Below are 19927 nucleotides of genomic sequence, written 5' to 3'. Positions count from 1 at the left end.
GGGGCGTTGGCGATCTCGGTGCCGGGCCCGGGCGGCTCGATGCAGCCTTTGAACCATCCACCCGCAGTTCACGCTGAGCTTGTCGAAGCGCGGCGCACGGCTTCGACAAGCTCAGCCCGAACGGAAGTTGTGGACCCACCGCACCGCGGCCCCCTTGCCACGGCGAGCGCCCCGCTCCGGCACATCACCCCTGCGCCAGCAAGCGCGTGACTTGTTCCGCTGGCGCAAACCGCTGCAACTGCGGCAGCCACGCCCGGGCCCGCTCGTGCTGCCCGGCCTGCAGCAGCCCCGTGGCGCAGATGCCCAGCGTGTCGGCCAGGCGCGGATGCGCGGGCGCCGTGCGGATCAGCGCCTGGCACAGCTTCTCGGCGTCGGCGAACTCGCGCGCACGCACGAAGCGGCGCACCAGCCGCACCATGTCGTCGGGCTGCAGCCGGGCGCCGGGCTTGGCGGTGTCGAGGTAGGTGCGGTAGCTGGCGTGCTGCAGCGCCAGCGTCGCGTCGTCCTTGCCGGGCAGCGCGAAGATCATGCGCGCGCAGCGGTGGAAGTCCTCGCCGGCCGGCCACAGCTTCGCCAGGTTGAACCACTGGCGCAGCGTCTCGGCATCGCGCGGGCGCAGCCTGGCCGCCGCCTTCCAGGCCGCGGCCGCGCGCTCGAACTGCATCTCGCCGGTGAGCCGGCGCGCCAGCGCGACCTGCGCCGCATGGCCGTCGTCGGCCTCGGCCGGTACCGGCGCGCGGGGCGCCTCGACGCGGCGCACGGCCAGGGTCAGCGCCATCAGCGTGGCGCCGGTGAGCAGGCCGCCCAGGTGCGCCATGTAGTCGACGCCGCCGTCGGACAGCAGTTGCTGCAGCAGCTCGTTGGCGATCCACGCCGGCAGCAGCAGCAGGGCCGGCGCGCTGACGTAGTTGAAATAGAAGAAGAGCTGGTAGAAGAAGCGGATGCGCCGCATGCGGTAGAGCACGGCGTACATCGCCATCAGCGCCGAGACGGCGCCCGAGGCGCCCAGCCCCAGGCCGCCCTGCCCCATGTGGAACCAGGTGGACATGGCCGACGCGCCCACCGCGCCGAGCAGGTAGAAGCCGAGGTAGGTCGCACGGCCCAGCGCCAGTTCGACCGTGCAGCCGAAGAGGAACAGGAACAGCATGTTGCCCAGCAGGTGCCCGGTGCTGCCGTGCAGGAAGGCGGCCGTGAGCAGGGTGACGGGCCGCCATTCGGTGTCGGGGTTGAAGTCCATCGCCCAGCGCGCGGTGAAGGGCGCGGGCAGCATCGCGTCGTACTGGCGGCGGGCGCTCGCCCACTCCTCGTAGCGGGGGTTCGCCGGGGTGACGACCTCGTCGGCGCGCAGCTTCGCCAGGAAGGGCGCGGACTGGTTCATCGCGTCGAGCAGGGGCGCGTACTGCTTGCGCTCGTAGGCGCGCCGCGCCTGGCGGGCGTGCTTCGCGCCGGTGGCGTCCAGCCAGTCGAGATACGCCGGCATCTCCAGCGCCGGCAGCGCACTCCTGGCGTAGAAGGCGGCGGCACGCTCGTGCGCCTTGTGCTCGCTGCGCTGCGGGCCCCACCAGACGAGCACGTTCAGCAGGATGAGCAGCACCGTCATCCACGGCGGGTTGCGCCAGGTGGGCGGGTTCTCCAGCGGGATGGCGTAGAACATGCGCTCGGCGCGATGCGGCGGGTGGGCGCCGGCGCGGGTCGGGTGGTCGTCGTTCCGGGAGCGGGCGGCCGATCAGCCCAGGCGCGCGCGGTGGCGCGCGATCTGCGCCTTCACCTGCGCCGGCGCGGTGCCGCCCAGCGTGTTGCGGGCGTTGAGCGAGCCGCGCAGGCTCAGCACGTCGTACACGTCCTTGTCGATGCCGGGGTTGAAGCCCTGCAGCACCGCGAGCGGCAGTTCCGACAGGTCCACGCTGTGCGAGATCGCGGCCTTGACGGCGTGCGCCACCGTCTCGTGCGCGTCGCGGAAGGGCAGGCCCTTCTTCACCAGGTAGTCGGCCAGGTCGGTGGCGGTGGCGTAGCCCTTGAGGGCGGCGGCCTCCATCGCCTCGCGCTTGACGGTGATGCCGCCCACCATCTCGGCGAAGATGCGCAGCGTGTCCTTGAGCGTGTCGACGGTGTCGAACAGGGGCTCCTTGTCCTCCTGGTTGTCCTTGTTGTAGGCCAGGGGCTGGCCCTTCATCAGGGTGATCAGGCCCATCAGGTGGCCGACCACGCGGCCGGTCTTGCCGCGCGCCAGTTCGGGCACGTCGGGGTTCTTCTTCTGCGGCATGATCGAGCTGCCGGTGGTGAAGCGGTCGGCGATCTGGATGAAGCCGAAGTTCTGGCTCATCCACAGGATCAGCTCCTCGCTGAAGCGGCTGATGTGCACCATGCACAGGCTGGCCGCGGCGGTGAACTCGATGGCGAAGTCGCGGTCGCTCACCGCGTCCAGGCTGTTCTGGCACACGCCCTCCATGCCCAGCGTCTTCGCGACGCGCTCGCGGTCCAGCGGGTAGGTGGTGCCGGCAAGAGCCGCCGCGCCCAGCGGCAGGCGGTTCACGCGCTTCCTCACGTCGGCCAGCCGCTCGGCGTCGCGGGCGAACATCTCCACGTAGGCCAACATGTGGTGGCCGAAGCTCACCGGCTGCGCCACCTGCAGGTGGGTGAAGCCGGGCAGGATGGCGTCCACGTTCTGCCCGGCGATCGTGAGCAGCGCCTTCTGCAGGTCGGCCAGCAGGCCGTCGATCAGGTCGATCTCGCCGCGCAGCCACAGGCGCACGTCGGTGGCGACCTGGTCGTTGCGGCTGCGGCCGGTGTGCAGGCGCTTGCCGGCGTCGCCGACCAGCTGCGTCAGGCGCGCCTCGATGTTCAGGTGCACGTCTTCCAGCGCCAGCTTCCACTCGAAGCTGCCGGCGTCGATCTCGCCCTGGATCTGTGCCATCCCACGCCGGATATCGGCCAGGTCCTGCGCGGAGATGATCTTCTGTGCCGCCAGCATCTCGGCATGGGCCAGCGAACCCTCGATGTCGGCATGCGCCAGGCGCTTGTCGAAGAACACGCTCGATGTGTAGCGCTGCACCAGCTCGCTCATCGGCTCGGAAAAAAGGGCCGACCAGGCTTCGGATTTCTTGTCGAGTTGGTTCTGGGTCATGACGGAGTGCACGGCAGGCAGGGCGGGAAGGGGCGGCCGGAGGCGGCAACGGCGGCGGGCGCAGCAATAATGGCCCGCTGCCTGCCCACCGCCTCGCGAGGGATGCGAAACCCATCGATTTTATCGGCCGACCCCGGCGTCGATTCGACGATGCCGGCCCCGCTGCGGCCGCCCGCCGCCGCGTCCGCTCCCGCGCCCCAGCGGCCGGCGGCGCAGCCGCTGCTGTTCGACGCCTGCCGCATCGGCGTGGTGCTGCGCGCCGTGCTGGCGGTGCAGGCGCTGGTGGCCATCACGACCCTGTTCGTCGCCCCCGGCTTCGTCGACTGGCTGGGGCTGGCGGCGGCCGTCACCGGTGGCGCGCTGCCCGCCACCCTGCTGTGGCTGGTGGCGGTGTGCGCCCTGCGCCGGCCGATGGCGCGCTGGCCGCGGCGGCTGCAGTACGCCGCGGGGGTGCTGCTGGGCGCCGCCTCGGCCGCCTACGGCTGCGCGCTGCTGCGCTTCACCGGCGTCATGCCCTCGGCCTCGTGGCTGGCCAGCGCGCTGGCCGGCGCGGCCTTCGCCGGCAGCGCGATGGTGGCGATGGCACTGCGCGCCAGCGGCCGCACGCCGGCCGCCACCACGGCGCGGCTGGAGGAGCTGCAGCAGCGCATCCGCCCGCACTTCCTCTTCAACACGCTCAACAGCGCCATCGCCCTGGTGCGCGAGGCGCCGGCCCAGGCCGAGACGATGCTGGAAGACCTGTCGGAGCTGTTCCGTTCCGCGCTGGCCGACCCGGACCAGCCGGCCACCCTGGGCGACGAGATCGCGCTGGCGCAGCGCTACCTGGCGATCGAGCAGGTGCGCTTCGGCCGCCGCATGCGGGTGCGCTGGGCGGTCGACCCGCGGGCCGACGGTGCGCGGCTGCCGCGCCTGTTGCTGCAGCCGCTGGTGGAGAACGCCGTCAAGCACGGCGTGGAGCCCAGCCCGCAGGGCGGCAAGCTGCGCATCCGCACCGAGCGGCGCGGGGCCAAGGTGGTGATCGAGGTGGTCAACAGCCTGCCGCCGCTGTACTGGGCCGACGCGCCGCTGCCGCGCGGCCATGGCATCGCGCTGAACAACGTACGCGACCGGCTCAAGCTGCTGCACGACGTGCAGGCGAGCTTCCGCGCCGGGGTGGACGGAGACCACTACCGCGTGCGCATCGACATCCCCGCAGAAGAAGAACCATGAGCCTGCCGCCCGAATCCTTTCCCGCCGCCCGCCCGCTCTCGCACGCGCTGCGCACCCTGGTGGTGGACGACGAGACCCTCGCCCGCGCCCGCCTGCGCACCCTGCTGGGCGAGTGCCGCACGCCCGCCGCGCTGATCGGCGGCGAGGCGGCCCAGGGCAGCGAGGCCCTGGCGCTGCTGGACGCCCAGCCCTTCGACGTGATGCTGCTGGACATCCACATGCCCGGCATCGACGGCGTGGAGCTCGCACGGCTGCTGCGCGAGCGTCCCGACGCGCCGGCGGTGGTCTTCGTCACCGCGCACGCGGAGCATGCCGTCACCGCCTTCGAGCTGGAGGCGGTCGACTACCTGACCAAGCCGGTGCGCGCCGAGCGGCTGCAGCAGGCGCTGGCCAAGGCCGAGCGCGTGCTGCGCGAACGCCGTGCCGCGCAGGGCGCGGCGGCGCCGGCCGAGCACCTGCTGATCCAGGACCGCGGGCGCGCCGAGCGCATCCCGCTGGCCGAGGTGATCTACCTGCGCGCGGAGCTGAAGTACATCACCGTGCGCACCGCCACCCGCTCGCTGGTGATGGACGGCACGCTGGGCGAACTGGAGGAGCGCTGGCCCGAGCGCTTCGTGCGGGCGCACCGCAGCACCCTGGTCGCGCGCAGCGCCATCCGCGCGCTGGAGCGCCACTACGACCAGGAGGAAGACACCGAGGGCTGGGCGTTGCGCCTGGCCGGCGTGCCGGAGCTGGTGATGGTCTCGCGCCGCATGCTCGCCGGCGTGCGCGAGGCCGTGAGGAACCCATGAACAACCCACCGCCGCCCGAACCCAGCCCCGGCCCGGACGCCGGCCCCGCCGCCGACGAGGAGCCGCCCGCCACTTCGGAAGTCGCGGAGGAGGCCGCTCCGCCGGACGCGCCGGCACCGCCCCCGCCCGCCGACGGCCCGCCGGTCGTTCTGCAGATGCCGGTGGACGTGCGCAGCATCTCGCTGGCGGTGCTGGCCGTGCTGGCCTGCGTGTTCGCGCTGCGCTGGGCGGCGGCGGTGTTCATCCCGCTGATGCTCAGCCTGATGCTGACCTATGCGCTCGCGCCGGTGGTCGACCGGCTGGAGCGCTGGCGCCTGCCGCGCTGGCTGGGCGCGGCGCTGCTGCTGGTGGCGCTGGGCGGCGGGCTGGGATGGACAGGCTATTCGCTGTCGGGCAGCGCCGCCGAGGTGATCGATGCCCTGCCCGTGGCCGCGCAGAAGCTGCGCGCCGCCGTGCGCGAGCGCAGCACCAAGGCCAGCCCGCTCGACACCGTGCAGGCCGCGGCGGCGCAGCTGGAGCGCGCTGCCCAGGACAACGCCACCCCCGCCCCGCCGCGCCGCGGCGTGCAGCGCGTCATCATCGAGCGCCCGCCCTTCAACGTGCGCGACTACCTGTGGAGCGGCACCGTCGGCCTGCTCGGCGCCGCCAGCCAGCTTACGCTGGTGGTCTTCCTCACTTACTTCGCGCTGTGCTCGGGCGACACCTTCCGCCGCAAGCTGGTCAAGATCACCGGCCACGGCCTGCAGCGCAAGAGGATCACCGTGCACGTGCTGGACGACATCACGCGGCAGATCGAGCGCTACCTGATGGTGCAGATCTTCACCAGCGCGGTCGTCGGCGTGGCCACCGGCCTGACCTTCTGGGCGCTGGGGCTGGCCAACGCGGCGGTGTGGGGCATCCTCGCCGGCGTCACCAACCTGATCCCGTACGTCGGCTCGGTGATCATGCTCGCCGCCGCCGGCCTGGTGGCCTTCCTGCAGTTCAGCAGCATCGAGATGGCCCTGGCCGTGGCCGGCAGCTCGCTGCTCATCCACACCCTGGTCGGCAACCTGCTGGCCCCCTGGCTGACCAGCCGCACCGCGCGCATGAACCCCGTCACCGTGTTCGTCGGCGTGATCTTCTGGGGGTGGCTCTGGGGCGTGTGGGGGCTGCTGCTGGGCATCCCCATCCTCATGGTCGTCAAGGCGGTGTGCGACCGGGTGGAGGACTTGCGGCCGGTGGGGGAACTGCTGGGGGATTGAGGGCGGGTGGGCCGGACCTAGACATGCCCCAGATCGTCCAGGCGCCGCAGTTCCTCCGCCGACGCTTCGGACGCCTGAAGGATGTTTCGCAGTATCTGCGCCGTGATCGGCCGACCGGCTTCGCTCACCAGCGGTTGCTGTCCCTCTTCCTCCAGCGCAAGCAGAAGGCCTCTTGCCTGCGCAAAGAGATCTTCCGCCCGGTTGCCGAAGATCTCTTGATCGAACAGCGGCTCACCGCCTGCGAGACGGTCGCGCACGTCGGCGATGCCCAGCTTCGTGATGGAGCGGATGCGACCGATCAACGAGGCAGTCGGCTGGCACGGCCGGATCGAGATGGTCACGCGGCTCATGATCGTTCCGAGGTTGCCGCGGAGGCCTCAAGCCTGTGCCGGCGCCGCCCCTGCCTGCCCCTCATCCACCACCTCCCGCAGCATCCACCGCACCTCCCGCGCCGCCTCGCTCTCGGGATATTTGCGCTCCAGCTGCTGCAGGATCGGCAGCGCCATCTTCGGCTTGCCCAGGCCCTGCACCAGCGCACGCGCCGCGAGTTCGTAGACCTGGGGGATCAGCGGGTCGCCGCGGAAGCGCTTGTCGAAGCCGTTGAGCAGGCGCAGCGCCTCCTTCGCGTCGCCGCCCTGCCAGGCATGGCGGGCCAGCGCGAAGGTGCTGGCGCTGCCCTCGGGCATGAAGGCCTCGTCCTTGCCGCGGCAGGCCTGGTAGACGCGCAGCGCCTCCGACACCTGCGATTGCTGCACCAACTGCTCGATGAAGCGGCGGCCGTGGTCCAGCAGCGTGGGCGTCTTGTCGTCCGCGAGCAGCAGCACGCGGTGGTAGCGGCGCTGCGCCGGCAGCGAGTAGGGGTCGATGCGCTGCGCCTCGTAAGCCAGCGCCAGCGCGGCGGGCACGTCGCCGGCAGCGACAAGACCGGCCACCTCCTTGTCGGCGGCGCGCTGGGCCTGCTGCTCGGGCGTGAGCTGCGGGCGGCCCTCGTCGGCCTCGCCGCCGGGCAGCAGGTCGATGCCGAAGGCGCGGTGGTGCTGATAGATCACGTAGCCCAGCAGCGCGAACATCACCCAGCTGAAGTAGATGACGACGAAGCTCAGCAGCGGGATGGCGATGGTGCGGCCGATCTTGGTGACGACGAACACGGCGCCGAAGCCCATGCCGCCATTGAGCAAATACAGGAAGAAGAACAGCAGCAGGTAGGGCCAGCCGACCACTGTCATGGTGTCCCACAGGCGTGCCGGGTTGAGGGCTGCCATGCCGCTGCCGGTGAGCAGGATCACCATCACCGTGGCCGGCATCACCAGCGAGACGACGCCGGTGGCCAGCAGGCCCATCCCCTCGCCGAACAGGCGCTGCACCAGCCCGGCGGCGAAGCCCTGCGCCAGCAGCACGAGGAACAGCTTCCACGGCAGCGCGGTGACGTCCTCCTCCATCCGGTGCGGATAGTCGGCAGCGCGGAAGATGCCGCGCGCGCCCAGCGCCATCACCTTGAAGCCGTAGCGGCTGACGGCCAGCAGCAGCCCCAGCACCACCACCACGATGGCCAGCGGCAGCCCGATGACCGCGCCGAGCGGCAGGACCAGCAGGCTGGACGCCGCCAGCGCCAGCGCATACAGCAGCGGCGTGCCCTGCAGCGGAAGGCCGAAGAAGGTGTTGAGCCGATGCCAGAAGGGGGCCGGGGCGGGCAGGCTGTCCTCGTCGTCGAGAGCCGGATTGGGCATGGGTGCTCCGTGCATGGGGCTCGTTCCCCCTGTTGATCTGGCGGAGTATATGTGTCATTTTGTTTCCTGAATCGGCGGCGGCGCGCTTCCGGCCGTCGCGGCGACGCGGCGCTGTCAGGAACGCCCGTTAAGATTTTTGGCCTCGCTCCGCGCTGCGCTGTCAACCGGCCGGCTGGCTCGAGGGTTGCATGGCCTTGGCTCTTCCCCGTATCTGTCGTACCGACCACGTGATGCCGTTTCGCCTTCCCATGTCCGCTGCGCGCCGGCTGGCGCCGTCCCTGCTGGTCTGCGCCGCCGCGCTGTGGGGCGCAGCAGCCGCCTTCGCCGAGCAGCCGGCGCCCGATCCGGGCCTCTCGCCCGCCTACCTGGCCGCGCAGCTGCGCTGGAAGAGTTCGCTGGACGCCTTCGCCGCGGCCGACCGGACGCGGATGCCCGAGAGCGGCGGCGTGCTGTTCTTCGGCAGCTCCAGCATCCGCATGTGGAGCCGCCTGGCGCAGGATTTCAGCGAGCTGCCGGTGGTCATCAACCGCGGCTTCGGCGGCTCCACCATGGCCGAATGCAGCGTGCTCGCGCGCGACCTGGTGGTGCGCTACCGCCCGCGCCACGTGCTGGTGTACGCCGGCGACAACGACCTGATGCTGGGCCGCACGCCGATCCAGGTGCTGGAGGCCTTCGCGCAGTTCGCCCACACCGTGCGCGAGGCCCTGCCCGACACGCGCATCAGCTACATCTCGATCAAGCCCAGCCCCTCGCGCGAGCGGCTGCTGCCGCAGATCCGCGAGGCCAACCACATCATCGCGGCCTACGTGCGCACGCAGGCGGATGCGGACTTCATCGACATCTACACGCCGATGGTGGACGAGGACGGCCGCCCGCGCGCGGAGCTGTTCCTGCCCGACCGCCTGCACATGAACCAGGCCGGCTACCGGCTGTGGCACGACGCCATCACCGCCCACCTGCAGGCCGATGAAGACGACGATCCGCCGGCGGTGACCACCACCACCGCCGACGCCGTGCCGCGCTGAGCGCGCTCAGCCGCCCAGGCCGAGCAGCCGGACGGCGTTGTCCTTCAGGATGCCCGGCATCACCTCGGGCTTGAAGCCGGCCTCCTGGAAGTCCTTCATCCAGCGGTCGGGCGAGATCAGCGGCCAGTCGCTGCCGAACAGCACGCGGTCCTTCAGCAGCGTGTTGGCGTACTGCACCAGTTGCTTCGGGAAGTACTTGGGGCTCCAGCCCGAGAGGTCGATCCACACGTTGGGCTTGTGCGTGGCCACCGACAGCGCCTCGTCCTGCCACGGGAAGCTCGGGTGCGCCATGACGATCTGCATGTCGGGGAAGTCGATCGCCACGTCGTCCAGGTGCATCGGGTTGCTGTATTCCAGCCGCAGGCCGCCGCCGCAGCGCATGCCCGAGCCGATGCCGCTGTGGCCGGTGTGGAACACCGCCGGCAGCCGGTGCTCGGCGATCACCTCGTAGATCGGCCAGGCCATGCGGTCGTAGGGGTGGTAGCCCTGCACGGTGGGGTGGAACTTGAAGCCGCGTACGCCGTGCTCCTCGATCAGCCGCCGCGCCTCGCGCGCGCCCATCTTCCCCTTGTGCGGGTCGATGCTGCCGAAGGCGATCAGCACGTCGGGGTTCTTCTGCGCCGCCTCGGCGATCTCCTCGTTGGGAATGCGGCGGCGGCCCAGGTTGGACTCGCTGTCCACGCCGAACATCACCATGCCGATCTTCCGCTCCCGGTAGTAGTCGATGCTCTCCTGGATGGTCGGGCGGCGGCCGGACTTGAAGTACTTGTCGGCCGCGCGGTCGTACTCCTCGCCGTAGTTGTCGAAGGGGTTCCAGCAGCTCACCTCGGCATGGGTGTGCGTGTCGATGGCGATGAGGTTGGCGATGTCCATGGACTGTCTCCGGGCTAGGGTAAATACCGATCCAATCAGGCGCGGCGGTGCTTGAGTTGGTTATTTTTCATAACCATAATCGATTCCAGCAAGGACTGCAATCATGACGCCGAACCCCGACCTCCGCCTCGACATCCAGGACGACATCGCCATCGTCCGCCTGACCCGTCCGGCCAAGCGCAATGCGCTCAACGACGGGCTGATCCTCGCGCTGCGCGACACCTTCCAGAACCTGCCCGGCACGGTGCGCGCGGCGGTGCTCGACGGCGAGGGCCCGCACTTCTGCGCCGGGCTCGACCTCTCGGAAATCAGCGAGCGCAACGCCAGCCAGGGCGTGCAGCACTCGCGCATGTGGCACCAGGCGCTGGATTGCATCCAGGGCGGTCCGGTGCCGGTGATCGCGGCGCTGCATGGCGCGGTGGTCGGCGGCGGGCTGGAGCTGGCCAGCGCCAGCCACATCCGCGTGGCCGACGAGAGCACCTTCTATGCGCTGCCCGAGGGCTCGCGCGGCATCTTCGTCGGCGGCGGCGGCTCGGTGCGCATCCCCAGGCTGATCGGCGTGGCGCGCATGACCGACATGATGATGACCGGCCGCGTCTACAACGCCGAGGAAGGCGAGCGCGCCGGCTTCGCGCAGTACCTGGTGCCCGAGGGCACGGCCTTCGACAAGGCGCTGGAGCTGGCGCGCCGCGTCGCCACCAACGCACCGCTGACCAACTACGCCCTGATGCACGCGCTGCCGCGCATCGCCGAGCAGCCGGCCGACCATGGCTTCTTCACCGAGGCGCTGATGTCCGGCATCGTGCAGGACGCGCCGGACGCCAAGGAGCGCGTGCGCGCCTTCCTCGAAGGCCGCGCCGCCAAGGTCGCCAAGGGCTGAGGCCCGGCCCCCTTTTTCAATCGACGGAGATCGACATGACGGAGACGACACGGGCGGCTGCGCCGGCCTACCGCCCCCTGGCCTTCGGCGTCACGCGCGGCGTGCTGCGCGAGGGCGGCGACGGCGTGCAGTACCTCGCGGCCGAGCGGCCCCTGGGGCCCTACGCGCACCGCATGACCGACCGCCTGGTGTACTGGGCGGCCGTGGCGCCGGAGCGCACCTTCATCGCCCGCCGCGCGCGCAACGCCGACGGCAGCACCGGCGACTGGATCCGCGTCACCTACCGCGAGGCGCTGGCGAAGGCGCGCGCCATCGGCCAGGCGCTGCTCGACCGTGGCCTGTCGGAAGAGCGCCCCGTCGCCATCCTGAGCGAGAACGGCATCGAGCACGCGCTGCTGGCGCTGGGCTGCCTGTACGCGGGCATCCCGCACTGCCCCGTCTCGCCGCCCTACTCGCTGGTGAGCAAGGACTACGAAAAGCTGCGCCACGTGCTGGGCACGCTGACGCCGGGCCTGGTGTTCGCGGCCGACACGCGCTATGCCCCCGCCATCGCCGCCACCGTGCCGCAGGACGTGGAGGTGGTGCTGGCCGGCGGCACGCTGGAGGGCCGCCGCACCACGCCGCTCGCCGAGCTGCTGGCCGCCGAGCCCACCGCTGCGGTGGACACGGCCATGCACGCCACACACCCGGGCACCATCACCAAGTTCCTCTTCACCTCGGGCTCGACCAAGAACCCCAAGGCGGTGATCAACACGCACCGCATGTGGTGCGCCAACCAGGCGCAACTGCGCGCCTCGATCCCCGCGCTGGGCGACGAGCCGCCGGTGCTGGTCGACTGGCTGCCGTGGAACCACACCTTCGGCGGCAACCACAACGTGGGCATCGTGCTGGACAACGGCGGCACGCTCTACATCGACGACGGCAAGCCCACGCCTGCCGGCATCGCCGAGACGCTGCGCAACCTGCGCGAGATCGCGCCCACCGTGTACTTCAACGTGCCCACCGGCTTCGAGTACATCGCCAACGCGATGGAAGAGGACGCGGTGCTGCGCAAGCGCCTGCTGTCGCGCTGCCGCATGTTCTTCTACGCCGGCGCCGCGCTGCCGCAGGCGGTGTGGGACCAGCTCCACCGCATCCAGGAGGCCGAGATCGGCGAGCGCCTGGTGATGGGCACCGGCCTGGGCATGACCGAATCGGGCCCCTTCGGCCTGTACATCACCCGCCCGCAGGTGCAGACCGGCGACCTCGGCCTGCCCACGCCGGGCATGGAAGTGAAGCTGGTGCCGACCGACGGCAAGGTCGAGATCCGCTACCGCGGCCCCAACGTCACGCCCGGCTACTGGCGCATGCCCGAGGCGACGCACGACGCCTTCGACGAGGAAGGCTTCTTCAAGACCGGCGACGCCGTGGCCTGGATCGACCCGGACAACATCCACCTGGGCCTGCGCTTCGACGGCCGCATCGCGGAAGACTTCAAGCTCGCCACCGGCACCTTCGTCAGCGTGGGGCCGCTGCGCGCCAAGGTGATCGCCTTCGGCGCGCCCTACATCCAGGACGTGGTGCTCACCGGCCTGAACATGAAGGAAGTGGGCGCGCTGATCTTCCCGACGCAGGCGGTGCGCGAACTGGCCGGCCTGCCGCCAGGCGCGCCGATGCAGCAGGTGCTGGAGAGCGAGGCGGTGCAGCAGCACTTCCAGAAAGTCGTCGACCGGCTGGCCGGCGACGCCACCGGCAGCGCCAACCGCATCGCCCGCGCCGCGCTGATGGCCGAGCCGCCCTCCATCGACAAGGGCGAGGTGACGGACAAGGGCTCCATCAACCAGCGCGCCGTGCTCAAGCACCGCGACGCCGCCGTGCAGGCGCTGCACGCCGACGCGCTGCCCTTCACCCTCAAGCCGCAATGGCAATGACGCAAAGGAGCGAGACATGAAGATCGAAGGACAGAGCGCGCTCGTCACCGGCGGCGCATCCGGCCTGGGCGAGGCCACCGCCCGCGAGCTGGCCCGGCTGGGCGCCAGGGTCGCCGTGCTGGACCGCAACGCCGAACTCGCAGCGAAGGTGGCGGCCGAGATCGGCGGCGCAGCCTTCGCCTGCGACATCACCGACACCGCCAGCGTCGAGGCCGCGCTGGCCGGCGCCGAGGCGGCGCACGGCCCGGCGCGCATCCTGATGAACGTGGCCGGCATCGGCAGCGCCAAGCGCATCGTCGGCAAGGACGGCAGCCCGGCGCCGCTGGAAGACTTCGCGCGCGTCGTCAACGTCAACCTGATCGGCACCTACAACATCAGCCGCCTGTTCGCCGCGCGCTGCGCGAAGCTCGATGCGCTGGACGGCGGCGAGCGCGGCGTGATGATGTTCACCGCCTCGGTCGCGGCCTTCGACGGGCAGGTCGGCCAGCAGGCGTACAGCGCCAGCAAGGGCGGCCTGGTGGGCATGACGCTGCCGATGGCGCGCGACCTGGCGCAGCACGGCATCCGCGTGTGCACCGTGGCGCCCGGCATCTTCGCCACGCCGCTGCTGCTGGAGCTGCCCGAGCCCGTGCAGCAGTCGCTGGCCGCCTCGATCCCCTTCCCGCCGCGCCTGGGCAAGCCCTCGGAGTTCGCCGAGCTGGCCTGCCACATCGTCACCAACGGCCACCTCAACGGCGAGGTGATCCGCCTGGACGGCGCGCTGCGCATGTCGCCCCGATAACCCGCCCCCGCCACCAAAGGAGACAGACCATGCAAGACCGTCGCCACTTCCTCCTCCACGCCCTCGGCGGTGCCGCCGCGCTGGGCGCGCTCGCACCGCTTTCCGCGCTGGCCCAGGCGCTGGACCAGGTGAAGATCATGTACGGCTTCCCGGCCGGCAGCGCGGGCGACAGCGTCGCCCGCCGCGTCGCCGAGAAGATCGGCGGCACGCCCTACAGCAAGAACCCCGGCTATGTGGAGAACCGGCCCGGCGCCGGCGGCCGCATCGCGGTCGAGGCGCTGAAGAACTCGCCGCCCGACGGCTCGGTGCTCACGCTGGCGCCGGTGTCGGCCCTCTCGGTCTACCCGTACATCTACCCCAAGCTCAGCTACAAGCCCGAGGACGTGACGCAAGTGTCCATCGGCGCCATCATGTTCCACGGCCTGGCCGTGGGCCCGGCCGTGCCGGCCGAGGTGAAAACGCTCAAGGACTTCCTGGCCTGGGCCAAGGCCAACCCGGACCAGGCCAGCTACGGCTCGCCCGGCGCCGGCTCCATGCCGCACCTGCTGGGCGCGCTGCTCGGCCTGCGCTCGGGCGTGGCACTCAAGCACGTGCCCTACCGCGGCACGGTGCCCAGCATCACCGACCTGGTGGGCGGCCAGATCGCCGCGGCGATGAACCCCAGCGGCGACTACCTGCAGTACATGAAGAGCGGCCGCGTGCGCGTGCTGGCCACCTCGGGCAAGCAGCGCTCGCCCTACCTGCCCGACGTGCCCACCTTCACCGAGCTGGGCTACCCGGACGTGACCTCGGAGGAATGGTTCGGCTTCTTCGCCCCCGCGAAGACGCCTGCCGCCACCATCGCCGCGGCCAACGCCGCCATCACCGCCGCGCTGAAGGACAAGTCGGTCGTCGACTCGCTGGCGCTGGTGGGCCTGGTGGCGCACGGCAGCACGCCGCAGGCGATGGCGGCCGACCAGAAGGCCGAGTACGAGCGCTGGGGTCCGCTGGTCAAGCAGATCGGGTTCACGGCGGAATCCTGAGCGCCATGCGGGGCATGCGCCTGACCGTGGCGGCCGGCAGTGCCGCCCTGCTCCTGGCCGCCTGCGGCAGCCGGCCGGATGCAGATGCCAGCCTGCCGCGCCTGGCCGCCGCGCGGCCGGGCGCGCTGCACCAGTGCGCGGCGCTGGCGCAAGGCGCCCTGCCCGCCGGCACGGTGCTCACGCGCGCCGAGCCGGTGGCGGCCGACACCGTCACGGTGGGTAACAGCCCGGTTGCGGTGCCGGCCCACTGCCTGGTGCAGGGCCGGCTGAACGAACGCACCAGCCCGGTGGACGGCCAGCGCTATGCCATCGGCTTCGAGCTGCGGCTGCCGGACGCCTGGAACGGACGCTTCCTGCACCAGGTCAACGGCGGCCTGGACGGCGCGGTGGTGCCCGCCATGGGCACGATCGGCGGCGGCGCGCCGACCCACACGGCCCTGCAGCAGGGCTTCGCCGTGGTCAGTTCCGACGCCGGCCACAGCGGCGCGCAGAACCCGCGCTTCGGCCTCGATCCGCAGGCGCGGCGGGACTACGGCTACGACGCCGTCACCCAGCTCACGCCGGTGGCCAAGCAGCTCGTCGCCGCCGCCTACGGGCGCGGGCCCGACCGCTCCTACATCGCCGGCTGCTCCAACGGCGGCCGCCACGCCATGGTGGCCGCCGCGCGCCTGCCCGGCGAATACGACGGCGTGCTGGCCGGCAACCCGGGCTTCAACCTGCCCAGGGCCGCCGTCGCGCAGTTGTGGGGGGCGCAGCAGTACGCACGGATCGCCACCGGCCGCACCGCCGCCGGCCAGCCCGACCTGCAGACCGCCTTCACGCCGGACGAGCTGACCTTCGTCGCCGGCCGCATCCGCGCCCGCTGCGACGCGCTGGACGGCCTGGCCGACGGCATCGTGGGCGACGTGCAGGCCTGCCAGGCGCGCTTCGACGTGGCGCGCGACGTGCCGGCCTGCGCCGGCGAGCGCACCGGCCGGTGCCTCACGCCGGCGCAGAAGGACACGCTCGCGCGCGTCTTCGCCGGCGCCCGCGACAGCCGGGGCAAGGCCCTGTACAGCGCCTTCCCGTTCGATCCCGGCCTGGCCGGCCAGGACTGGCGGAACTGGAAGCTCGCCTCGCCGGGCACGCGCGACGCCGCCGCGGTGGCCTTCATCTTCAGCACGCCGCCGCTGGCCGACCGGCCGCAGGGCCTGCCCTTCGCGCTGGGCTTCGACATGGACCGCGACGCGCCGCGCATCGCCGCCCGCGACGCCACCTACCGCGAATCGGCGCTGGACTTCATGCTGCCGCCGGCCGGCGACCTGGCCGCGCTGCGCGGCCGCGGCGCGAAGATGATCGTCTACCACGGCACTGCCGACGGCGTGTTCTCCCCCAGCGACACCGCGCGCTGGTACGGCGAGCTGGACGCCGCCCACGGCGGCCGGGCCGCGGCCTTCGCGCGCTACTTCCCCGTGCCGGCCATGAACCACTGCCGCGGCGGCCCGTCCACCGACCAGTTCGACCTGCTGGCGCCGCTGGTGGCCTGGGTCGAACAGGGCCGCGCGCCCGACGCGGTGGAAGCCCGCGCCCGCGGCGCCGGCACGCCGCAGCCCAACCCCGAGGTGCCGGCGGACTGGTCGCCGCAGCGCAGCCGCCCGCTGTGCGCCTGGCCGCGCGTGGCCCGCTACGTCGGCGGCGATCCCGAGCAGGCGGCCAGCTTCGCCTGCCGCGCTTCCTGAACCCCTTCTCCGCCGCACCATGGACTACCGCCCCCTCCCCGACGACACCCTGTTCCTGCTGCGCGACGTGCTGGCTGCGCCGGCCGCGCTGCAGGCGCTGGCGCCCTTCGGCGAAGTCGATGCGGAACTCGTGCAGCAGGTGCTGGATGAAGCCGGCAAATTCGTCGGCGAGGTGGTCGCGCCGCTGAACCGCGAGGGCGACGAGACCGGCTGCCGCCGCGAGGCTGACGGCAGCGTGCGCACGCCGCCGGGCTTCCGCGAGGCGTACCGCGCCTTCGTGGATGGCGGCTGGCCGGCCCTCTCGGCCCACCCCGACGACGGCGGCCAGGGGCTGCCGGCCGTGCTGGAGGCGGTGCTGTACGAATGGCTCAGCGGCGCCAACCACGGCTTCACCATGGCGCCGGGCCTGCTGCACGGCGCCTACGAGTGCCTGAAGCACCACGGCAGCGACGAACTCAAGGCGCGCTACCTCGGAAAGATCGCCACCGGCGAATGGCTCGCCACCATGTGCCTGACCGAGGCCCACGCCGGCAGCGACCTGGGGCTGGTGCGCACGCGCGCCGAGCCGCAGGCCGACGGCTCGCTGCGCATCACCGGCACCAAGATCTTCATCTCCGGCGGCGAGCACGACCTGACGGACAACATCGTCCACCTGGTGCTGTGCCGCCTGCCCGACGGCCCGCCCGGCCCCAAGGGCCTGTCGCTCGCGCTGGTGCCCAAGGTGCTGGAGGACGGCAGCCGCAACGCGGTGCACTGCGAGCGCATCGAGGAAAAGATGGGCCTGCACGGCAGCCCCACCTGCGTGATGCGCTTTGACGAGGCCACCGGCTGGCTGGTCGGCGAGCCCGGCCGCGGGCTGGCCGCCATGTTCGTCATGATGAACAGCGCGCGCCTGCACGTAGCACTGCAGGGCATCGGCCTGCTCGACGCCGCCCTGCAGAAGGCCGCGGCCTATGCCGCCGAGCGGCGGCAGATGAAAGCGCCCCCAGCCGCCGGCGATGCCGGCGGCGCCCCCCGAGGGGGACTCGGCAGCTTGGGGCGGCCCGGCGCTGCCTCGGCGCCCGGCGCGCCCGGCAGCGAGCCGAGCCTGATCGAGGACCACCCCGCCGTCGCCCGCATCCTCGACACCCAGCGCGCCTGGGCCGATGGCGCGCGCCTGATCGCCTACCGCACCGGCGTGCAGCTCGACGTGGCCCGCCACGCCGTCGACGCCCGCGCGCGCGAGGCGGCGCAGCAGTGGTGCAGCTACGTCACGCCGGTGCTCAAGGCCGCCTGCACGCAGCAGGGCTTCGAGGGCGCCAGCGCCTGCCTGCAGGTCTTCGGCGGCCACGGCTACGTGCGCGAGTGGGGCATCGAGCAGGTGCTTCGCGACGCGCGCGTGACCATGATCTACGAGGGCACCAACGAGATCCAGGCGATCGACCTCTTGGTGCGCAAGGTGCTGCCCGACGCCGGCGCCGGCTTCGCCGCCACGCTGCTGGCGCTGCGCGACGAACTGGACGCCTCGCGCGAGGCCGATGCCGACGCCCAGCGCCGCCTGGCGCAGCTGCGCTACCTGACGACGAACGTCGCCATGGCCGCCCAGGCCAGGCCGCGCCTGCCCTACGAAGTGGCCGACGACTACCTGCGCCTGGCGATGCTGGCCATGATGGCCTGGGCCTGGGCGCGCATCGAGGCCACGCCCGGCGCCGACGCCGCGCGCTGGGCGCGCCCGGCCGCCGCCTTCCGCCGCTGGGTGCTGCCGGAGTTCGAGCTGCGCGCCGGCATCGTCAAGAAGGCCTGCGAGGCGGCATGAGCATTGCGTGCCAGTGCCGTAGCGCGAAGGTATTCCGGTGAGCCCGTCCGACGCCCCCACCCCCAGGGAAGCCCTGCGTGCGCGGCGGCCGGGCTACGGTAGCCTGCGCGCCATGGCATCGACATCGACGACAAGAAAAACAGCGCCCGGCGCCCCCCGCTCCGCCAACACCCCCGATCTGCTGGACAGCGGCCTGCTCGAAAGCCTGGTCGGCTACAACACGCGGCGCGCCTACCTGGTCATCAGCGCGGTGTTCGCCGAACGCATGGCCGACTACGGCCTCAAGCCGGTGGATTTCTCCGTGCTCTCGCTGCTGGCGCACAACCCGGGCGCCACCTCGCGCCAGTTGTGCGCCAAGCTCGATATCCTGCCGCCCAACTTCGTCAACATCGTGGCCGGCATGGACAAGCGCGGCCTGATCGAACGGCGCCCCCACCCGTACGACGGGCGCGCCGTCGGCCTGCACCTCACGCCGGCCGGCGAAGAGCTGGTGCGCGAGGCCGAAAAAGCCGTCGTCCAGCTCGAACAGGACGCCAGCGCCAAGCTCACCGCACGCGAACGCGAGACGCTGATCCGCCTGCTGCAGAAAATCTATCTCTGATCAGCCCTGGCGCACGTCGGCCACCGGCTGATCGCCGAAGTCCGGCCGCTCCAGCCACGCCAGCACCTTGCGCGCAGCCGACTCGGGCGAGTCGAGCATCCCCTCGCTCTTGAGCTTCTCGAAGCGTCCGCGGTCGGGGAACAGCGCCGCGTCGGCGCTGCGCAGTTGCACCTGCATGTCGGTGTCGATCACGCCCGGCGCCAGCGAGACGATGCGCGCGCCGCCCGACTCCAGCGCCACCGCGCGCGAGAAGTGGTCCATGCCCGCCTTGGCCGCGCAGTACGGCGCCTGGCTGCCCATCGCGTTGCGGCCCAGCCCGGAGGAGATGTTGAGCACCTGCCGGCGCCCTGCCCAGCCCGCCGTCGCGTGCAGGAAGGCGGCCGTCAGCAGCAGCGGCGCCTCCAGCCCCACGCGCAGCGCCTGCGACAGCGCCGGCAGCGCGGCCTGCGCCAGCGGCGCCGGGTCGCCCACGGTGCCGGCGTTGTTGATCAGCGTGGCGGCGCCAAAGGCCGCGCCGTCCAGCCCGGCCAGCCACTGCCCGAGCTGCTGCGCCGCGGGCACCGGGTCGGCCAGGTCCAGCGACCACTGCACCACCTGGCTGCCGGCGCTCGCGGCCTCGGCCTCCAGCGCCGCGTCGGTGCGCCGCGAGATGCACAGCAGTTGCACGCCGCTGCCGCGCGCGAGCAATTGCGAAGCCATGGCGCGGCCCATGCCGCGCGAGGCGCCGGTGAGGATGAACAGGGAGGCGGCGGCAGAGGCCATGAGGAGTCTCCAGAAGGGATGAACGGAAAGAAGAAGGCCGTCAGGCGAGGAAGCCGTCCCACACCAGCTTCAGGCCGGTGAGCAGCATGCCAGCGTAGACGCAGCGGTAGAACCAGACAGGATCGATGCGGCGCGCGACGCGCACGCCGGCCCACACGCCCAGCGGCGCCAGCGGCATCAGCACCAGCGAGGTCGCCAGGTTGCGGCCGTCCAGCAGGCCCAGCCTGAACCGCCCCGGCTTTCGCGGAGGCTCCCTCGTTTGAGAAGATGGAGCCATCATGAGGAAGTCAGTGAAGTTTTCGCCGGAGGTGCGCGAGCGTGCGGTGCGCATGGTGTTCGAGCATCGAGGGGAGCACGCGTCGCAGTGGGCGGCGGTCGTATCGATCGCCGGCAAGATCGGCAGCACGCCGCAGACGCTGTTGAACTGGGTGCGTCAGCACGAGCGTGACACGGGCCAGCGCGAAGGCG

General features: G+C 71.8%; 18 protein-coding genes and 1 pseudogene. 12 read left to right on the top strand and 7 right to left on the bottom strand.

The annotated features are described in order from the left end of the window. Positions 1-184 precede the first annotated feature (184 nt). Positions 185-1654 carry a rhomboid family intramembrane serine protease gene (locus tag Q392_RS13600; protein ID WP_038208236.1) on the bottom strand — a complete coding sequence of 490 codons (1470 nt, stop codon included), beginning with the start codon at positions 1652-1654 and terminating at the stop codon, positions 185-187. Positions 1655-1726: 72 nt separating this feature from the next. After that, the gene (argH, locus tag Q392_RS13595; RefSeq protein WP_038208233.1) at positions 1727-3124 is read right to left on the bottom strand and encodes an argininosuccinate lyase; all 1398 of its coding nucleotides are present in this window, start codon (positions 3122-3124) and stop codon (positions 1727-1729) included. A gap of 150 nt (positions 3125-3274) precedes the next feature. Between argH and Q392_RS13590 the strand changes: the two genes are divergently transcribed. The 3 genes from Q392_RS13590 to Q392_RS13580 are packed head-to-tail and all read left to right on the top strand — an operon-like array spanning position 3275 to position 6365. Beyond that, entirely contained in the window at positions 3275-4333 is a 1059-nt protein-coding gene (locus Q392_RS13590; protein ID WP_038208230.1) for a sensor histidine kinase, read from the top strand. Further along, the gene (locus Q392_RS13585; protein ID WP_051953443.1) at positions 4330-5124 is read left to right on the top strand and encodes a LytR/AlgR family response regulator transcription factor; all 795 of its coding nucleotides are present in this window, start codon (positions 4330-4332) and stop codon (positions 5122-5124) included. The genes Q392_RS13590 and Q392_RS13585 overlap by 4 nt, the downstream gene beginning before the upstream one ends. Then, the gene (locus tag Q392_RS13580; protein ID WP_038208227.1) at positions 5121-6365 is read left to right on the top strand and encodes an AI-2E family transporter; all 1245 of its coding nucleotides are present in this window, start codon (positions 5121-5123) and stop codon (positions 6363-6365) included. Before Q392_RS13585 ends, Q392_RS13580 begins: the two co-directional genes overlap by 4 nt. A 17-nt stretch (positions 6366-6382) precedes the next feature. Here Q392_RS13580 and Q392_RS13575 read toward each other — a convergent pair whose 3' ends face one another. Together Q392_RS13575 and Q392_RS13570 are read right to left on the bottom strand one after the other, a co-directional pair. Further along, positions 6383-6715, bottom strand: a complete 333-nt coding sequence (locus Q392_RS13575; RefSeq protein ID WP_038208224.1) for a hypothetical protein — start codon at positions 6713-6715, stop codon at positions 6383-6385. A gap of 27 nt (positions 6716-6742) precedes the next feature. After that, a complete protein-coding gene (locus Q392_RS13570; protein ID WP_038208221.1) occupies positions 6743-8092 on the bottom strand; it encodes a bacterial transcriptional activator domain-containing protein in 1350 nt (449 codons plus the stop codon). 248 nt (positions 8093-8340) lie between these two features. On the opposite strand from Q392_RS13570, the gene Q392_RS13565 reads away from it, so the two are divergent. Then, positions 8341-9117: an SGNH/GDSL hydrolase family protein gene (locus Q392_RS13565; protein ID WP_051953442.1), complete on the top strand. Its 777-nt coding sequence runs from the start codon at positions 8341-8343 to the stop codon at positions 9115-9117. 6 nt (positions 9118-9123) lie between these two features. Here Q392_RS13565 and Q392_RS13560 read toward each other — a convergent pair whose 3' ends face one another. Beyond that, entirely contained in the window at positions 9124-9990 is an 867-nt protein-coding gene (locus Q392_RS13560) for an amidohydrolase family protein (RefSeq protein WP_038208219.1), read from the bottom strand. 103 nt (positions 9991-10093) lie between these two features. On the opposite strand from Q392_RS13560, the gene Q392_RS13555 reads away from it, so the two are divergent. The 7 genes from Q392_RS13555 to Q392_RS13525 all read left to right on the top strand — a co-directional run bounded on the left by Q392_RS13555 (position 10094) and on the right by Q392_RS13525 (position 18697). Then, the gene (locus Q392_RS13555) at positions 10094-10870 is read left to right on the top strand and encodes a crotonase/enoyl-CoA hydratase family protein (protein WP_038208216.1); all 777 of its coding nucleotides are present in this window, start codon (positions 10094-10096) and stop codon (positions 10868-10870) included. Between the two features lie 35 nt (positions 10871-10905). Beyond that, positions 10906-12780 carry a feruloyl-CoA synthase gene (locus Q392_RS13550; RefSeq protein ID WP_038208212.1) on the top strand — a complete coding sequence of 625 codons (1875 nt, stop codon included), beginning with the start codon at positions 10906-10908 and terminating at the stop codon, positions 12778-12780. Between the two features lie 16 nt (positions 12781-12796). Continuing rightward, positions 12797-13561, top strand: a complete 765-nt coding sequence (locus tag Q392_RS13545; protein WP_038208210.1) for an SDR family NAD(P)-dependent oxidoreductase — start codon at positions 12797-12799, stop codon at positions 13559-13561. 29 nt (positions 13562-13590) lie between these two features. After that, the gene (locus Q392_RS13540) at positions 13591-14583 is read left to right on the top strand and encodes a Bug family tripartite tricarboxylate transporter substrate binding protein (RefSeq protein ID WP_038208209.1); all 993 of its coding nucleotides are present in this window, start codon (positions 13591-13593) and stop codon (positions 14581-14583) included. Between the two features lie 5 nt (positions 14584-14588). Continuing rightward, complete coding sequence (locus Q392_RS13535; protein WP_038208199.1) at positions 14589-16301, top strand: tannase/feruloyl esterase family alpha/beta hydrolase; 1713 nt, start codon at positions 14589-14591, stop codon at positions 16299-16301. Between the two features lie 19 nt (positions 16302-16320). Continuing rightward, positions 16321-18096, top strand: a complete 1776-nt coding sequence (locus tag Q392_RS13530) for an acyl-CoA dehydrogenase family protein (RefSeq protein WP_038208196.1) — start codon at positions 16321-16323, stop codon at positions 18094-18096. Between the two features lie 112 nt (positions 18097-18208). Further along, a complete protein-coding gene (locus Q392_RS13525) occupies positions 18209-18697 on the top strand; it encodes a MarR family winged helix-turn-helix transcriptional regulator (protein WP_038208193.1) in 489 nt (162 codons plus the stop codon). On the opposite strand, the gene Q392_RS13520 is transcribed toward Q392_RS13525, so the two are convergent. Further along, positions 18698-19459, bottom strand: coding sequence for an SDR family NAD(P)-dependent oxidoreductase (locus tag Q392_RS13520; RefSeq protein WP_038208189.1), 762 nt, complete (start codon positions 19457-19459; stop codon positions 18698-18700). 40 nt (positions 19460-19499) lie between these two features. Next, positions 19500-19682, bottom strand: a pseudogene (locus Q392_RS32005) (sulfite exporter TauE/SafE family protein); the annotation flags it as partial. A gap of 55 nt (positions 19683-19737) precedes the next feature. Here Q392_RS32005 and Q392_RS13515 point away from each other — a divergent pair. After that, a partial coding sequence (locus Q392_RS13515) for a transposase (protein ID WP_038208556.1) occupies positions 19738-19927 on the top strand: 190 nt, incomplete at its 3' end.

The organism is Xenophilus azovorans DSM 13620 (assembly GCF_000745855.1).
In the GTDB taxonomy this organism is placed as follows: Bacteria; Pseudomonadota; Gammaproteobacteria; order Burkholderiales; family Burkholderiaceae_C; genus Xenophilus; species Xenophilus azovorans.
The sequence above is the reverse complement of the archived record's forward strand: the minus strand, read 5'-3'. Positions and strand labels throughout refer to the sequence as shown.

Coding starts and splice junctions, on each gene's coding strand:
- Q392_RS13535 (WP_038208199.1), top strand. CDS start 14,589: ATGCGGGGCATGCGCCTGACCGTGGCGGCCGGCAGTGCCGCCCTGCTC.
- Q392_RS13525 (WP_038208193.1), top strand. CDS start 18,209: ATGGCATCGACATCGACGACAAGAAAAACAGCGCCCGGCGCCCCCCGC.
- Q392_RS13585 (WP_051953443.1), top strand. CDS start 4,330: ATGAGCCTGCCGCCCGAATCCTTTCCCGCCGCCCGCCCGCTCTCGCAC.
- Q392_RS13550 (WP_038208212.1), top strand. CDS start 10,906: ATGACGGAGACGACACGGGCGGCTGCGCCGGCCTACCGCCCCCTGGCC.
- Q392_RS13570 (WP_038208221.1), bottom strand. CDS start 8,092: ATGCCCAATCCGGCTCTCGACGACGAGGACAGCCTGCCCGCCCCGGCC.
- Q392_RS13590 (WP_038208230.1), top strand. CDS start 3,275: ATGCCGGCCCCGCTGCGGCCGCCCGCCGCCGCGTCCGCTCCCGCGCCC.
- Q392_RS13580 (WP_038208227.1), top strand. CDS start 5,121: ATGAACAACCCACCGCCGCCCGAACCCAGCCCCGGCCCGGACGCCGGC.
- Q392_RS13560 (WP_038208219.1), bottom strand. CDS start 9,990: ATGGACATCGCCAACCTCATCGCCATCGACACGCACACCCATGCCGAG.
- argH (WP_038208233.1), bottom strand. CDS start 3,124: ATGACCCAGAACCAACTCGACAAGAAATCCGAAGCCTGGTCGGCCCTT.
- Q392_RS13600 (WP_038208236.1), bottom strand. CDS start 1,654: ATGTTCTACGCCATCCCGCTGGAGAACCCGCCCACCTGGCGCAACCCG.
- Q392_RS13545 (WP_038208210.1), top strand. CDS start 12,797: ATGAAGATCGAAGGACAGAGCGCGCTCGTCACCGGCGGCGCATCCGGC.
- Q392_RS13565 (WP_051953442.1), top strand. CDS start 8,341: ATGTCCGCTGCGCGCCGGCTGGCGCCGTCCCTGCTGGTCTGCGCCGCC.
- Q392_RS13520 (WP_038208189.1), bottom strand. CDS start 19,459: ATGGCCTCTGCCGCCGCCTCCCTGTTCATCCTCACCGGCGCCTCGCGC.
- Q392_RS13575 (WP_038208224.1), bottom strand. CDS start 6,715: ATGAGCCGCGTGACCATCTCGATCCGGCCGTGCCAGCCGACTGCCTCG.
- Q392_RS13530 (WP_038208196.1), top strand. CDS start 16,321: ATGGACTACCGCCCCCTCCCCGACGACACCCTGTTCCTGCTGCGCGAC.
- Q392_RS13555 (WP_038208216.1), top strand. CDS start 10,094: ATGACGCCGAACCCCGACCTCCGCCTCGACATCCAGGACGACATCGCC.
- Q392_RS13540 (WP_038208209.1), top strand. CDS start 13,591: ATGCAAGACCGTCGCCACTTCCTCCTCCACGCCCTCGGCGGTGCCGCC.